Here is a 15,128-nt window from a genome sequence, read left to right on the forward strand (position 1 = left end):
TGACGGCACCTGTCACGGAGGCGCCGACTGGAAATCCGGATGGGTTAAGCGGATTCCTGTGCGGGGCTGACGAAGACAACGTATGGCGAGGCAAGGCTCGTCTAACTAACACCGGCACCACAACCAACTCGTACTTAGTTAGGTTTTCCATCGTCCGCGGTGCCGGCGACGAACCTGTCGGCTTCGCCGAGGACACGTTCACCTTGGCCGGGGGAGAGTCTACGGACGTCGCGTTTCCGGATATCCATACTGGCAACGTCGCCAATTTCCAATGCGTTCCAACGGTGTCTGTCCTACCCGCTGGCTAGAGGACAGGCTCGGCAAATGGCCTCGCAGCACTCCAAGGACGTCCGGCAGTTCCAAGCTGACGCCGGCAGACGTCGTTGCAGTCGAAGCGCGCCGGTACGCAAGCGAATGCAGCCAGTCCCTCAACGATGATCGGGCATTCGGATCATTGGGTGGGTCCAAGTCAGACCGTCACCCTGAGACTCATCGTAGTGCTCACGTCGCGGGACAAGTTCGACGGGTTGTCAGTCTCACCAAGCGGGCTTAATCAAACCCAGGTGATACGTCCCCTAGCACATCGGACGCCACGTCGATTCGCCAGTCGAAGGAAAACCATTTCATGAGTCCTACTGCTCCCACCACGGTGACGCCTACGCTGCGCCGTCGACGTGGCCCGACCGAACAGGCCGCTGTCGCGGCCGTGGACCAAGCGTGCCGGCGGCTGCGCCTGCCAACGATCTGCGCGCAGTCCTGAACGAAGCCCTAGCCGTCGTGGGAAAAGAACAATTGTCTTATCAGGGTTTCCTAGCCGAGCTGTTGCTTGCCGAGTGCGACGACCGGGACCGTCGCTCCTCGACCCGGCGGGTGAAGGCCGCGAACTTCCCGCGGGACAAGTGGCCGGGAGCTTCGACTTTGATGCGAACCCCAACATCAACTCCGCGACCATCCACACGCTGGCGACCGGGGATTGGATCCGCAAAGGCCAACCTCTGTGTCTGATCGGAGACTCAGGAACCGGCAAGTCCCATTTACTCATCGGGCTGGGGACAGCGGTGGCCGAGAAGGGGTAGCAGGTGAAGTGCACGCTCGCTACCAGGCTCGTCAACGAACTGGTTGAAGCCGCTGACGAAAAGATGCTCGCGAAGACCATCGCCCGCTATGGGAGGGTCGACCTGCTCCGCATCGACGAGCTCGGCTATGTGGAACTCGACCGTCGCGGCGCCGAACTTCTCTTCTAGGTCCTCACCGAGCGCGAGGAGAAAAATTCCATCGCGATCGCCAGCAACGAGTCATTCTCCAGCTGGACAAAGACCTTCACCGACCTCCGTCTCTGCGCCGCGATCGTCGGCCGGCTCAACTTCAACGGAACCATCATCGAAACCGGCGCCAACTCCTACCGACTAGCCCACACCCTCGCTCAGGCATCCGGTAGGTAGCGTCGTAACAGAACAAGAGTCCTCCGATTGTCGCTCGTCGCGGACGGAACAACTTTAGAAGCGAAAAAGAGGATCGAGGATTGTGGATAGGCAGGTGAAGTAATGCTGATCGTGCGTCAGCCGTTAGCCGGCCGGGCCGTTGCGCTGCCGGTGTTCCTGCTCGTCCTGCTTCTGTCCCTGCTGTCGTGGAGGTACGGTTATCAACGCGACGAACTGTACTTCCGCATGCTCTGCCGCCTGTGTGGGGGTATGTCGACCAGCCGCCGTTGACGCCGTGGCTCGTACACACCTCCAGTTTCCTCAGTGATGAAGTGTGGGCACTGCGCATACCCGCGATCGTCTGTATGGTCCTGGTTTTGCTCGTCGTTGTGCTGATCACGAGCGGTCGGCGGAGGAGCCTATGCCCGGCGACGACGGCTATCCACCCGGCGATGCTGACAATCAGGCCGGGAATGCCGATGCCGATAAGGGCTCCGACCACGCCGAGTACAAGGCCGATGAGGACAATGCCGAGGAGCAGCCTGCGCGTCGCTCGTACTTTCGATTCCGGATGCCAGCGCGTGAGCGAAACCACCGTCCTTTCCGCATTTTTTTATGCCTAGTTGGTTGACTCAGGCAAGTAACCCGGCTTATTGTTGCCTAAGGCAAACAATTAAGGCACTTCCAGACAGGTGTTTCGTGTCCGTAAACCAGCAGACTGCTGAAGAATTAATCACCCAGGTGTACCGGCTGCAGCGCCAACTGCGCTGCGTCGCGCAGCGCAGCACCGACCCCCGCGGTCCCGGCACTGCGTTGCTGGCGGTCCTGCGCCTCATCGGAGAACAACCGGAAATCCGTGCAACGGAATTGGCGGGGAAGCTTGGCATCGGGGCAGCCGGCCTGAGCCGGCACCTCTCGGAACTGGTGGAGATGGGGTATGTGTGCCGGCGGCCCCACCCCGAAGACGGGAGGGCATATCTGATCAGCCTCACCCCGGCCGGAAGCCGCGCGGTCACCGAAGATATGCACCGCCGTTCTGAACTGCTGCAGCACATGCTGGATGACTGGACCAACGAGGAAGCCGCTCTGGCCAGTGATTCCCTGGCCAAGCTGGCCGACACCCTGCATACATCGATCCGCGATACATCCATCCGCGCAATGAAGCCGGGTACCCATCCAACGCCCACCCCGGCAGGAGAAAACTAAGTGACAGAGCCGCAAAGATCCGCCACCGCAAAGAACCCGGTGACCGCCGGGAACGCCGGCAAGTCCGGCAAAGACCCTAAGGTTCGCAGGAACGGCAAGCCCGCACGCCAGGCCCAGGTCCCCGGTGAAATGAGCCACCGGCAAATCCTGCGGGCACTGACCGGCCTGCTGGCCGCCTTGTTTACGGCCATGCTGAGCACGACAATCGTGGCCAACGCACTGCCGACCATCATGGCCGACCTGCACGGAACGCAGACCGATTTTGCCTGGGTCGTGACCGCGGCGCTGTTGGCCAACGCCGTTTCCACTCCCATCTGGGGCAAGCTCGCTGACCTGTTCAGCAAGAAACTCCTGGTCCAGCTGAGCATCATCATCTTCGTGATCGGCTCCGTAGTGGCCGGGTTTGCCGACAACATGCCGGTCCTGCTGATGGCACGGGTCATCCAGGGTCTTGGCATGGGCGGGCTGACCGCGCTGGTGCAGGCCGTCATCGGCTCGATTATTCCGCCCCGCGAACGAGGGCGGTACTCCGGCTACATGGGTGCCGTAATGGCCGTGGCAACCGCCGGCGGCCCCCTGCTCGGCGGCTTCATCGTGGACAGTCCGCTGGGCTGGCGCTGGACCTTCTTCCTGTGCGTGCCGCTGGCCGTCGTCGCACTGTTCCTGCTGCAGGTCACCCTTCGCCTGCCGCACACCCGCCGCAAGGTCAGCATCGACTGGCTGGGTTCGATCCTGCTCACCGCAGGCGTCTCCCTGCTGCTGATCTGGGTCTCCTTCGCGGGCAAGGCCGGCTACTACGAGTGGATGTCCTGGCAGACCGCTGCGATGGTTGGAACCAGCGTTGTGCTCCTCGCACTGCTGGTCCTGGTGGAATCCAAGGTGCGTGAACCCATCATCCCGCTGAAGATCATCCGCGAACGCACCACCGCACTGTCCATTGTGGCTTCGGTTGCCGTCGGTATCGCCATGTTCGGTTCCACCACTTTCCTGGGACAGTACTTCCAGATTGCCCGCGGCTACAGCCCAACTGAGGCCGGGCTGCTGATGCTCCCGATGATCGCGGGAAACCTGATGGGTTCGGTGGGATCCGGACAGCTCATCAGCCGTTTCGGCAAATGGAAGCGGTTCCTGATCGCCGGCACCATCATGGTGATCGCCGGCACCGGACTGGCCGGAAGCATGGACCACGAAACCGACATGCTCCTGGTCAGCCTGTACATCTTCGTGCTCGGTTTGGGCATGGGCCTGTTGATGCAGAACCTTGTCCTGGCTGTCCAGAACACGGTCAAGGTCTCCGAAGTGGGATCGGCCAGCGCTTCCATTGCGTTCTTCCGGACTGTTGGCGGTGCCGTGGGCGTATCCGTCCTGGGTGCCGTTATGTCCAGCGCCGTCAGCAGCCGGGCGGCCGACGGCATGCGGGCGGCCAATATTCCGGTGACCGACGGCGGAGCCGGTGATTCGCTGGATATCGCCGGACTGCCCGGAGCAGTTCAGGGCATCTTCCGTGCCGCCTACGGTGACGCCACGGCAACGATCTTCCAGATTGCCGCCGTCATCTCCGTGGTTGCGCTGATTGCCGTGCTTTTCATCAAGGAACAGGTGCTGCGCCGCACGCTGGATATCCAGCCGACCGCCAAGATGCCGGCGGAGCCGGGCCTGACCGGAGGATCCGAGATGATGAATTCCGGTCCCCTGTCCACCGTTCCTGCTGCCTCCGCTGTTCCCTCCGGGCCCGACGGCGGCGCGCGGCCCGGTGGAGAAGAGCAGCCGGGCGGGGGAGTGCGGGACCGCACGACTGCCGGTGCCCGGCATGGAAGCTCCAGCACCGGAAACTGACAGGACAGCCAAACTGACAATCAAACTGAACTGACAAGACACCTAAATCAAGACACCTAGATTGATCAAAAAGGGGCTCCGGCCCGGCTCCCGCCCGGCTCCCGCCGCGGGACCGGGCCGGAGCCCCCTTTTATAATTGCCCCGCACCCTTAAATTGCCCCGCACCATGAACCAGCCAGGGCGCCTCAGCGGGCTCGAACCGTCGGCTACTGCATAGTGAACCGGCGGGCCACCAGATTGCCTGCGGCGGGCACCCGGAAGAGAGCGGACAGGCCGGCGTTGCGGGCCGCGAGCAGAGGGGGCGACAGCGGCCGGCCGAGCACCATATTCAGCTGCGCCTGAAGGGACGCGACAACCGCGGCCCGGCGCCGGCTCCGCCCGAAGTCGGCCAGTGCCGCACCCACATCATCTCCGCGCAGGGACCCAACGATGATCGGTGCCAGGGCAGCGGCATCCAGCCAGCCGAGGTTCATGCCCTGCCCTCCGATGGGACTGACCTCATGGGCTGCATCGCCGATGAGAACGGTGCGGCCGCGGACGAGGTGGCGCGTCAGTCCCGTGCGCACCGAAAACGCGCTGAGCATGGTGTTCGACGCCGGATCCGGGCAGGCCCCGGTCCGCTCGGCCACCAGAGCTGCCAGGTCACCGGCCGTGGCCCCGGCCAGCAGGCTGTCAGTGTGCGCGACCCAGCGCCGGACACCGCCGGGCAGCGGAAAGGACTCCACAATGCCGCCGGACTCCAGATACAGCACGCCCACCGGGCCGTCGCCGGTGGAGTCCTGGAAGTCGCCCATTAAGTAGGTGTCCGGCAACTCCCGGGTCCGGCAGGGCGTGCCCAGCAAACGGCGCACCGGGGAGCGCGCGCCGTCGGCCGCCACGGTAATCCTGGCGGATGCCTCAAAAGCCGTACCTGTCCCCGGCTCGCCGGCCCGGCCGGCCGTGCCGGACAGCAGGACCCGGCCGCCGTCGTCGTGCAGTTCGTCCACCTTCGCTCCGCGCACCAGGGCGTGCGGATCCAGTTCCAGCAGCCGGGCTTCCAGGATCGCTTCGGTCCGCAGCTGCGGAAGGGTCAGGACATACGGAAACCGTGCCGACGCCGCCGAGAAATCCACTGCTGCCACCGGCCGGCCGCTGCTGCGGGCCTCGCCGCGGCGGATCTGCACCCCTTCGCTGCTCATCGCCTTCGCCACACCGGCAGCGGCCAGGGCCTCCAGCGCCGGGGGATGGATGCCGATGGCCCGCGAGTGTGCGGATCGTTCCTGCCGCTGTTCGAGCACCTGGACACTCACTCCGGCCTGGGCCAACAGCACGGCGAGGAAGACGCCCACCGGCCCGCCGCCCACCACCGCCACATCGGTGACGGGCCGGGGCACGACGGCGGGAGGCAGCGGCAGCGCGGTCATCCGTTGTCTCCCGGCGTTGTCCGCATCAGCAGGTTCTGCCACGGATGCTGCTGCAGGCAGCGCCAGCCGGGCGGGGCAGCGGCTGCCAGTTCCGCCGCGGTGTAACTGCGGCGGATGGAGGTGAGCCCGTCCTGCCGGATAAAACTCCCGGGAAAAAACGGCAGGGTTCCGGCGGAGAAAAGGGCATAACCCCAGCGGCTGCGCTCAATGTCGCCGTGCAGGCTCAAGCGCCGGCCCAGTACCTCCGAATCTGCGAGCAGCACGGAGAACTCCTCGTCGGTGAGGTGGTGCAGGACGTGGTTGGAGATGACGACGTCGTACGTCCGGCCTTCAGCGACCAGCTCCGAACTGAACGCCCGGCGGAAACTCAGCCCGGGCAGCGCCGGACGCGATGAAGCGAAGGCGTGCGCGCGCGGATCGGGATCGATCCCGGTAATTTCCAGGCGCAGACCGTCGCGGCGTGCCCACCGGGCCAGCATGCGCGGCACATCACCGCCGCCGGAGCCGATGTCCAGCAGCGTGTTGGTGCGGCCCGAGTCGAACTGCGGACGCAGGTAACGGGCGTAGTTGCGCCTCCAGCCGGACACCACCGAATTGATGAGCCAGAACTGGGCATAGGTTCGCCGGAGCTTCTCCGGATCACAGTCCGGCCGGTCCATCTCCTCCACGGCCGCAGGATCCCGTTCCGCCAGGGACCGAAGCTGCGGCGGTGTCAGCCTCCGGGCAAGGGGACCTTGCGCCAGGGAGCCGCGCGCCGCGGAGCTGTGGGGCGCCGGGAAGGGTTTGCCGCTCACACGCCCGCCGGTGCCGGCACCGCTGCCGTTTCCGGTGCCTGTGCCGTTCCGTGGGCCGTTGTTCGTTCCTCCCCCTGCACTTCGGCCTGCGCACCGGCCTGATCGCCGGCGCTCGCGTTCACCGGCCCGCCGACGCGGGTGAAGAGGCCGGTTTCCACGGTCAGGCCCGGACCGAAGGCCATGGAGCAAATGCGCTCGTTGCCGCCGCGGAAGGGCTGGTCCAGGATGTGCTTGAGCACAAACAGCACGGTCGCACTGGACATGTTGCCCCAGTTGCGCAGGGTTTCACGGGCAGGAACCAGCTGTTCCTCGCTCAGGTCAAGCTTGGCTTCGACCTTGTCCAGGATGCTGCGTCCGCCGGGGTGGATCGCCCAGTGCTCGATGTCGCGGTACGGCAACCCGGCAACGGAGGGATCACGGGCGAGCAGCGGCTCGAGGGCCCCGACAATGTGGTCGTCGATGATGTGCGGAACGTACGTCCCCAGCACCATTTCGAAACCCTCGTCCCCGATGTTCCAGGCCATGGATTCCTCGCCCACCGGGGTCAGCACGGTTTCGAAGTGGTCCAGCTGGATGCCGGGGGCGTTGCCGGGCAGGTCGCGGGCGGTAATGACGGCGGCGGCGGCGCCGTCGGCGAAGAGCGACGAGCCCATAATGGTGTCCGGATCATTGGAGGTGCGGACGTGCAGGGAACACAGTTCGGCGCTGACCACGAGAACTACTGCTTCAGGATCGGCATCGCAGAAGGACTTGGCTGCCCGCATCGCCGGAAAAGCCGCGTAGCAACCCATGAAGCCCAGATGGAACCGCTGCACCGAGGCGTTGAGGCCCAGAGCCCTGACTACTTTGTAATCCGGACCGGGGTTAAAGAACCCGGTGCAGGAGACGGTAATAACGTGGGTGACGTCTTCGGGGCCAATGCCCTCGCACGCGTCAACCGCTTTCTGGGCTGATTCAATGAAGAGTTTTGTGGCTTCGGTGGCAAAAATATCGTTTCGGGTTTTCGTGCTGGGACTGAGCATGTTGCCGGATGCCGAATCAAAGAAAACGGGATTGTCGGACCGGTAGGACAGAGAAAGTTCGGAAAGGGCGGTGCGCCGGGTGTCGATGGCAGCGGAATTGAAACACGTGGCCACGAGCCTTTGGCCCAGCCTGGTAAGGCCGGGCTGGGCGGCGAACACATCACGTGCTTCGGTTTGGACCAGCACAGTGGGGGGAACAGCAATTTCCAGAGATCTGAGAGTAACCGTCATAGTCCATTCTTAGGGGAATGTTCTGTAGGACACAATGCCGGGGCCGGCGGTGAACTACCCGCCGGCGCAGGCAGCAGCCGACTGCGTGCGCAGACCCCGGCCCCGAAAATCAGGCGCGCCGCGCACTTGTAAGGCGTTGAACAGGCCCCGGTATGCCGCCATACTCTAAGCATCATCAGCTGCCCCGGCAGTTTGTGATGCTTACGTTTTATGTCAACGGAGACATCATCAGGAGCATCCCCATGAGCACAGGAATTCCCCGGCAGGACGGATCACCGGCGGCCCGCGGCAAGCAGGCGGCCCCGGAGGGACTGAAGAAAGTAGTGGCGGCCTCCATGGCCGGCACTGTCGTTGAGTGGTACGAGTTTTTCCTTTATGCGGCTGCTTCCACGCTGGTTTTTGCCAAGTTGTTTTTCCCTAATGCCAACACCGAGCTGGACGGGATCATCGCGGCCTTCGTGACCTACGCCGTCGGTTTTGTGGCCCGGCCCATCGGCGGGATCGTTTTTGGACACTTTGGTGACAAGCTGGGCCGCAAAAAGCTGCTCCAGCTCAGCATCATCCTGGTGGGCGTCTCAACGTTCCTGATGGGGTGCCTGCCCGGGTTCAACGAGCTGGGGTACTGGGCTCCGGGACTGCTGGTGCTGCTGCGGTTCATCCAGGGTTTCGCCGTAGGCGGTGAATGGGGCGGCGCCGTCCTGCTGGTGGCCGAACACAGCCCCAACAAGTCGCGCGGCTTCTGGTCCAGCTGGCCGCAGTCCGCGGTGCCGATGGGCAACCTGCTCGCCACCGGAGTGCTGTTCATTCTCTCCTCCACGCTGTCCGAAGCCGCCTTCCTGGGCTGGGGCTGGCGGATTGCCTTCTGGCTCTCGGCAGTGATTGTGCTGGTGGGTTACTACATCAGGACCAAGGTCAGCGACGCACCGATCTTCTTGGAAGCCCAGAAGGAAGTGGAGCAGGAAGCCAAGGGCTACGGGGTGATCGAAGTTTTCAAGCGGTACCCCCGCGGCGTCTTCACCGCCATGGGCCTGCGGTTTGCCGAGAACATTCTTTATTACCTTGTGGTGACCTTCTCCATCACCTACCTCCGGCTCGTCGTCGAGGTGGACACGTCGCGGATTCTGCTGCTGCTGCTCGTTGCCCACTTCATCCACTTCTGCGCGGTTCCGCTAGTGGGCCGCATGTCGGACCGGCTGGGACGGCGTCCGGTGTACTTCGCCGGCGCGGTCCTGGGTGCCACTTGGGGCTTTTTCGCCTTCCCGATGATGGACACGGCCAATGACCTCGTGATTCTGGCGGCCGTGACGATCGGTTTGCTGTTCCACGCGCTGATGTACGCCGGACAGCCCGCCATCATGGCGGAAATGTTCCCCACCAGGATGCGCTATTCCGGTGTTTCCCTGGGGTACCAGGTGACGTCGATCGTCGCCGGCTCACTGGCGCCGATCATTGCGACGTCTCTGCTGGAGCGGTACAACTCCTCAACCCCGGTGGCGATCTACCTGCTGATCGCCTGTGCCGTCACGGCGGTTTCCGTACTGGTGCTCAGGGAAACCAACGGCATTTCCCTGCAGGACGTGGACGCGGCCGACGCGCAGGGGACCGCGGACCTGCTGGCGGCCTCCAAGAGCGCCGAGGCTGCCCGTACTGAGGCCTCCAGCGCTGACACCGGGGGAGAACGAAAGTAGCACTTACCCGCCCCCGTCACCTTCGGGCGGACTGCAATTCTGATTTTTACAACGTGCACCTCCAGAGGTGCCGCACAAGCAAGGGAGCTCGATCATGGCTGCAGTGGGATGGATTGGTCTGGGAAACATGGGCGGCTTCATGTCGGCCAACCTAGTGAAGGCCGGACATACCGTCCGTGGATACGACGTGAATCCGGCGGCGGTGGCCGCAGCACACGAGCACGGAGTGGAGTCCGCGGGCAGCATCGCCGACGCGGTGTCCGGCGCCGACGTCGTCTTCACCATGCTTCCCAAAGGCGAACATGCCAGGGCCGTATATCTGGGGGAGGACGGGGTGCTGGCGTCCGCGGACACCCGAACCCTGCTGGTGGATTCGTCAACCATCGACATTGAATCAGCCCACGAGCTGCACAAGGCTGCAGCTGCTGCCGGCTACCGCTTTGTGGACGCTCCCGTCTCCGGCGGAATCAGCGGTGCCGAGGCCGGCACCCTGACGTTCATGGTGGGCGGCGAAGCCGATGCCGTGCGGGATGCCGCCGGCTACATCGATCCGATGGCCGGCAACATCATCCCCACCGGGGGAGCCACCACAGGCCAAGCTGCCAAGATCTGCAACAACCTGATGCTGTTTATCAACCTCGCCGGCGCTGCCGAGGGTGCCGTCCTCGCCGACCGCCTGGGCTTGGACAAGCAGGTCTTCTGGGACATTGCCTCGGTATCGTCGGGGGACAGCTGGGCGCTCCGCACCTGGTACCCCATGCCGGGAGTCGTAGCAACGGCGGCGTCCAACAACGACTTTGCTCCGACGTTTACCGCCGAGCTGGCCAACAAAGACATCAACCTTGCCATCTCAGCTGCCCGCGATACCGGAACGCCGCTGGAAATCGGTGAACATGTCCAGCAGCTCTTCCAGCGTCTGGTGGATTCCGGGCAGTCGTCCCGGGACTGCTCCATGATCGTCCGGCTGGTGGACGGAACGCTGGCGGCTGACACCCGAACCTGACACCCGAACCTGACACCCGAACCTAAAGCGGGCACCCGAACCTGAGTCGGGTGCTCCGTCCGGGTGTCGTCGCCGCTGGGTTTCCTCAGTCCTCGGCGACGTCCTCGGCGACGGCGCCCGCCGGCTTGAGCAGGTCCTTTTCCAGCACGAGGTCCAGCGAGAGCGTCTTGTAGCCCTCGCTTTCGAACAGCACGGTGACGGTGCCGTCGTCGTAACTCATCACCATGCCGGGGCCCCACTCGCTGTGGGCAACGGGCGACTGCAGGGGAAAGGGCTTTGCCTCCGGATCCTGGGCGGGCTCAGGTTTCCCCGCGGGGGCGTCACCCTGCGCTGCGGCTTTCTCGCAGTTATCGCAGTTCTCGCAGGGCCCTCCGAGCTGCTCGCCGAAATAGCCCAGCAGGAACTCGCGCCGGCAGCCGGTGGTCTCGGCATACTGCCGGGCCATGTCCACGCGGGACTGGTCAATGTTCTCCCGGCGTTCGGCAAAGGCGACGGCAGCCTCCACGGCTTCTTCCGGGCTCATGGTCCCGGCCCGGTAGACGCCAGAATCCTCCGTCACTGCGCCCGACTCCCGGAGCAGGTTCAGCAGCCCGCCCAGCTTCCGGGAGCTGATTCCCAACTCGGTGCGCAGCTCCGCGGGCGTGGCGCCGCCGTCGTGAGCCCGCAAAACTGCCAGCAGCTGCCCCAGCCCGTCCGCATCCGGAGTCTTGCTGGCGAAAAACCGGCGCAACCCCAGGTCTTCGGGCCGGTAGTGCAGGACGGCGTAGGCCGGCTCGCCGTCCCGTCCGCCGCGGCCGATCTCCTGGTAGTAGCTGTCGATGGAGTCCGGGATGGCCGAATGCACCACAAACCGGACATTCGGCTTGTCGATCCCCATGCCGAATGCGCTGGTGGCGGCAACCACGTCCACCTCGTCGTCGAGGAACTTCCGGTGGACCTCTTTGCGGTCCTTGGCACGCCGCGACGAATGGTAGGACTCAGCACGCATGCCCCGTTCTTCCAGCCCGGCAGCGTAATCCTCGGTCTCGCGCCGGGTGGCCACGTACAGCAGCCCCGGGCCGGGCAGCTCCGGCACCGTTTCGAGGACGGCACGGCGTTTGTCTTCGGCAGAGACATGCATCTGCACGGCCAGGTGCAGGTTGGGCCGGTCGAACCCGTGGGCCAGGACCAGCGGCTCCCGCAGGTTTAGCGAGGCGATAATTTCGCTGCGCACCGGAGGTGCGGCTGTGGCCGTCAGGGCCAGGACGGGGCACCCCAGAGCCTGGACCAAGGTGCCGAGCTGCAGGTAATCGGGCCTGAAATCATGGCCCCAGGACGAGACGCAGTGCGCCTCGTCGATGACAAGGAGCGAGACATCCAGTGCTGCGAGCCGATCCGCGACTTCCTCCCGTGCCAGCTGCTCCGGCGCAAGAAACAGGAACTTGGCCCGCACGGTTTCATCCGGGTTCTCGGCCGCCGCCCAGGCCTCATCAATGGAGCCCTGCGCCTGCGTGGAGTTCAGGACGTAGGCCCGCACCCGGCCGGCGGCCTCATTGATGGCGTCAGCCTGGTCGCGCTGCAGGGCGATCAACGGGGAAACGACGACGGCGACCCCGGGAAGCGTCAACGCCGGCACTTGATAGATGCCGGATTTCCCGTAGCCGGTGGGCATGACGCACAGGACATCCCGGCCGCCGACAACGGCTTCCATCGCGTCCAGCTGTCCGTCTCGGAACGTGTCCCAGCCGAAGACGTCTACGGCGGTCTTCAGCAGGTCTTTGCGTGTAATGGTCATGGAACCCCTTGTCGTGCCGGCGGCCCTCCAGTTGGCCGCATATAGTAAGCCTACTGATGATGCAGCGGGGAGGCGACAGTTCCGCGCGGCCGCGTTGCGACGTACCACTGCCGGCACAGCAGGACCACCACTGCCAGCTCCACTGCCCCGCCGCCGTAATAGAGGACCAGGGCGCCGGTTTCTCCTGCCGCCTGCGGCACTCCGGGCGGCGGCTGCGCATACAGTGTTTTGGCCAGGATGTTATGGTCGGCGGTCGCAGCGATCAGAACGGCGGCACGGAAGCCAAAGCCCGCGCGATGCGGCATGGGATCTCGGCCCACGAGCACTGCGGTGTACAGGTAGCCGGCCGCGGCCAGGTGGAAGGTCACCAGCCAGTGGACGGGCAGGGATTCCTGCATGGCGGCAAAGACTCCGGTGCGGAACATCACCACCATGCCCCCGACGTTCAACACCGCTGCCGTGAGGGGGAACGTCAGGATCCGCAGCGGCCGGCTGCGCAGCACGCGGGCCAGCCTCCGGGCCGGCACCACGTCGAGGGCCCGCAGCGCCAGCGATACCGGACGGGACAAGACCAGCAGCAGCGGTCCCAGCATGCCCGCCAGCACATGGGTGACGCCCAGAACGGCGAAATCCTCGTGGCTTTGGACTGCCAGCGGACCCAGCACGGAGGCAAGGACTGCGCCGACTCCGGCTGTGAACAGCAGGGCGCGGTGTACCGGCCAGCCTCGGGAGCGGGAAGAAAGGGTCCCGGCCCAATACGCCGCCACAGCTGCCGCGGCAGGAATCAGGAACACCAACTCGGCGCCGAATGCCCCCTGCTCGTGGCTGTGCATGGTTAGACCCCGGCCGGCGCTGCCGTGTCTCGTCGGGTGCGGTACAGCAGCGCCGCTCCGGCGAGGATCATCAGGACGGCAGTGCCGTTCCACAGCAGGTCATAGGGAAGCAGCGGAACGTTGTAGCGGATCTGGTGCAGGCCCATCAGCTTGTGCTGCACGGTCCCGTCATAAAGCTGGAAGGCGCCGGTGCCCAGCAGGACGGCCCCGGCCCAGCGGGCGGGCAGCAGGATGTGCCACCGCCGCAGGTCGGCAAAAAGGAAGAGCCCCGCCACCACGGCAAACCAGCCGAAGGCGTGGAAGAGGCCGTCGGAAAAGAGCCCGACGGCGGTGGTGGACTTGTCGTAGAAGTGGTGCCACTGCAGCAGCTGGTGAAAAACGACTTCGTCCACGAAAGCGGCAATCCCGATTCCCACCAGTACTCCGGAGAGGACGTTGCGGCGGCGCGGACGGACAGGGGATCTGCTGGACGTGCTCATCTTAGAGAAGATAACACTGCGGCCGCTGCGAGTGCACGGCGGCAGCGGCGTGTGCACGGCGGGCCGGAGGTCACGGCGGTCCAACCTGCAGCTCACTTGGGCTGGGCTGACCGGGCTTGCCCGGGCGGTGCGGGTGGCGCGGGTGGCGCGAAACGCGGAGGTGTACCACCATAGGCGTCATGTGGATGGGAGTCATTGAATTCGACCTGCTGCTGGGGGACGTGCATTCGCTGAAGGGGAAGCGCTCCGTTATCCGCCCGATCATTGCCGAGGTGCGGCGCAAATTCGACGTGTCTGTTGCGGAGACCGGCCAGCCTGACCTGCACCGGCGGGCCGAAATCGGCGTGGGGCTGGTGTCAGCCTCCGGTGCGCACATCACCGAAGTGCTTGACGCCGTCGAACGGCTGGTCGCGGCCCGTCCGGAGATGGAGTTGCTCAGCACCCGCCGCCGGGTTTTCAACGCTGACGACTGGTGATGGCCAGCCGGCCGGCAGCCGGAGAAGAAGGCAGCCCACGGCCACGCCCCAGAGGGTGAGGGAGTCAAAAGCGAGACGTTCGGCCGCGCCGAGGCCCAGAACCGGCTCCTTGCCGCCGCCCACGCCGCTGAGGAAGAGGATGAAACCTCCGACCGAGACCAGCAGGGCAAGTGCCGTGGCCCGACTGACTGCTGCGAGTCTGGATCCCCTGCCCAGCGCGAGGATCAGGACCACCATTCCCGCCCATTGGCAGAACGCCTGCAGGAGGGCGGCAGTCTCGTGGGCGGCCGGGTAGAGGTCCCACGGCAGAAGGCCAACAGCTGACACCAGCAGGCCGCCCACCAGCAGGAGAGCCATGGCCCACTGGCCCTGCCTGCGGTTGGGCCAGGCAGACCACAGGAGTGCCGAACCCGCAGCAAGGAGCAGCCCGTTGGCCACGGTGGAACCGTTCGCCAGCAGGTGCCACGGCGAACAAATCAAACGTTCAACCCCTGTTCCCGGGTTGTACAGGCCGCAGGCGGTGACTCCGAGGTCGCTGATGAGGTTCGAGGACCAGGAGTACTTCTGCGGCCACTGCAGGGCGGCGAGGACCTGCGCCGGAAAAGCCAGGACGCACAGTATCCAGCACCAGGCGGCCCAGCGGATTCTCGTCATGCGCCGAGCCTACGACAAGGTTGGACGGCTGCTTCACATGTGTCCGACAGGCGGGCCGGCGGAGGAAATCCGGCCGGCATCCGCGCGGAACAGGTGTTACCGCAAAACTAGAACTGTGATTCAGCTCATATGCACGCTAGGGTGCACATCACGGCAGGAAACCAGTGATGGTGCCGGCAAGCGTCGGCGCTGAATCCACCGGCACTGAAAGCGCCGGCCCTGAGCACAACGTCACCGGATACACCGTCACTGAGCACCGCAACACGTGAACACGCTGAACCCGCCGAATACAACGCTGAACCGAAGAC

Annotated in this window: 13 protein-coding genes and 1 pseudogene; 7 read left to right on the plus strand and 7 right to left on the minus strand. The window is 64.9% G+C overall.

Annotated features, from left to right (window positions below; translation table 11 throughout):
• The first annotated feature begins 625 nt into the window (after nt 1-625).
• The 4 genes and pseudogenes from istB to M1D40_RS02660 all read left to right on the plus strand — a co-directional run bounded on the left by istB (nt 626) and on the right by M1D40_RS02660 (nt 4,463).
• A pseudogene (gene istB / locus M1D40_RS02645) lies at nt 626-1,442 on the plus strand (IS21-like element helper ATPase IstB).
• A 400-nt stretch (nt 1,443-1,842) separates the two neighbouring features.
• Nucleotides 1,843-2,052, plus strand: coding sequence for a hypothetical protein (locus M1D40_RS02650; protein WP_461170102.1), 210 nt, complete (start codon nt 1,843-1,845; stop codon nt 2,050-2,052).
• Between the two features lie 68 nt (nt 2,053-2,120).
• The gene (locus M1D40_RS02655) at nt 2,121-2,627 is read left to right on the plus strand and encodes a MarR family winged helix-turn-helix transcriptional regulator (protein WP_341395644.1); all 507 of its coding nucleotides are present in this window, start codon (nt 2,121-2,123) and stop codon (nt 2,625-2,627) included.
• Between the two features lie 129 nt (nt 2,628-2,756).
• Nucleotides 2,757-4,463, plus strand: a complete 1,707-nt coding sequence (locus M1D40_RS02660) for an MDR family MFS transporter (protein ID WP_461170985.1) — start codon at nt 2,757-2,759, stop codon at nt 4,461-4,463.
• Between the two features lie 206 nt (nt 4,464-4,669).
• On the opposite strand, the gene M1D40_RS02665 is transcribed toward M1D40_RS02660, so the two are convergent.
• From M1D40_RS02665 to M1D40_RS02675, 3 genes are all read right to left on the minus strand, one after another.
• The gene (locus M1D40_RS02665; protein ID WP_461170103.1) at nt 4,670-5,908 is read right to left on the minus strand and encodes an FAD-dependent oxidoreductase; all 1,239 of its coding nucleotides are present in this window, start codon (nt 5,906-5,908) and stop codon (nt 4,670-4,672) included.
• The gene (locus M1D40_RS02670) at nt 5,863-6,525 is read right to left on the minus strand and encodes a class I SAM-dependent methyltransferase (RefSeq protein WP_461170986.1); all 663 of its coding nucleotides are present in this window, start codon (nt 6,523-6,525) and stop codon (nt 5,863-5,865) included. Before M1D40_RS02670 ends, M1D40_RS02665 begins: the two co-directional genes overlap by 46 nt.
• A gap of 131 nt (nt 6,526-6,656) precedes the next feature.
• Nucleotides 6,657-7,913, minus strand: a complete 1,257-nt coding sequence (locus M1D40_RS02675; protein ID WP_461170104.1) for a type III polyketide synthase — start codon at nt 7,911-7,913, stop codon at nt 6,657-6,659.
• A 242-nt stretch (nt 7,914-8,155) separates the two neighbouring features.
• Between M1D40_RS02675 and M1D40_RS02680 the strand changes: the two genes are divergently transcribed.
• Entirely contained in the window at nt 8,156-9,601 is a 1,446-nt protein-coding gene (locus tag M1D40_RS02680; protein ID WP_461170105.1) for an MFS transporter, read from the plus strand.
• 94 nt (nt 9,602-9,695) lie between these two features.
• On the plus strand, nt 9,696-10,604 hold the full coding sequence (mmsB, locus tag M1D40_RS02685) for a 3-hydroxyisobutyrate dehydrogenase (protein ID WP_461170106.1): 909 nt from the start codon (nt 9,696-9,698) through the stop codon (nt 10,602-10,604).
• 85 nt (nt 10,605-10,689) lie between these two features.
• Here the strand turns inward: mmsB and M1D40_RS02690 are convergent, their stop codons facing one another.
• From M1D40_RS02690 to M1D40_RS02700, 3 genes are read right to left on the minus strand one after another with little or no spacing between them, the layout of a single operon-like run.
• Nucleotides 10,690-12,378, minus strand: a complete 1,689-nt coding sequence (locus tag M1D40_RS02690; RefSeq protein ID WP_461170107.1) for a RecQ family ATP-dependent DNA helicase — start codon at nt 12,376-12,378, stop codon at nt 10,690-10,692.
• Nucleotides 12,379-12,428: 50 nt separating this feature from the next.
• Nucleotides 12,429-13,211, minus strand: a complete 783-nt coding sequence (locus M1D40_RS02695; RefSeq protein WP_461170108.1) for a cytochrome c oxidase assembly protein — start codon at nt 13,209-13,211, stop codon at nt 12,429-12,431.
• A 2-nt stretch (nt 13,212-13,213) separates the two neighbouring features.
• A complete protein-coding gene (locus M1D40_RS02700) occupies nt 13,214-13,690 on the minus strand; it encodes a DUF2243 domain-containing protein (RefSeq protein WP_341395637.1) in 477 nt (158 codons plus the stop codon).
• 179 nt (nt 13,691-13,869) lie between these two features.
• Between M1D40_RS02700 and M1D40_RS02705 the strand changes: the two genes are divergently transcribed.
• Nucleotides 13,870-14,166, plus strand: coding sequence for a DUF503 domain-containing protein (locus tag M1D40_RS02705; protein ID WP_461170109.1), 297 nt, complete (start codon nt 13,870-13,872; stop codon nt 14,164-14,166).
• Here the strand turns inward: M1D40_RS02705 and M1D40_RS02710 are convergent.
• Nucleotides 14,047-14,820: a DUF998 domain-containing protein gene (locus tag M1D40_RS02710; protein ID WP_461170110.1), complete on the minus strand. Its 774-nt coding sequence runs from the start codon at nt 14,818-14,820 to the stop codon at nt 14,047-14,049. The genes M1D40_RS02705 and M1D40_RS02710 overlap by 120 nt on opposite strands.
• Between the last annotated feature and the right edge of the window lie 308 nt (nt 14,821-15,128).

The sequence above is a fragment of the Arthrobacter sp. Z1-15 genome (assembly GCF_054792395.1).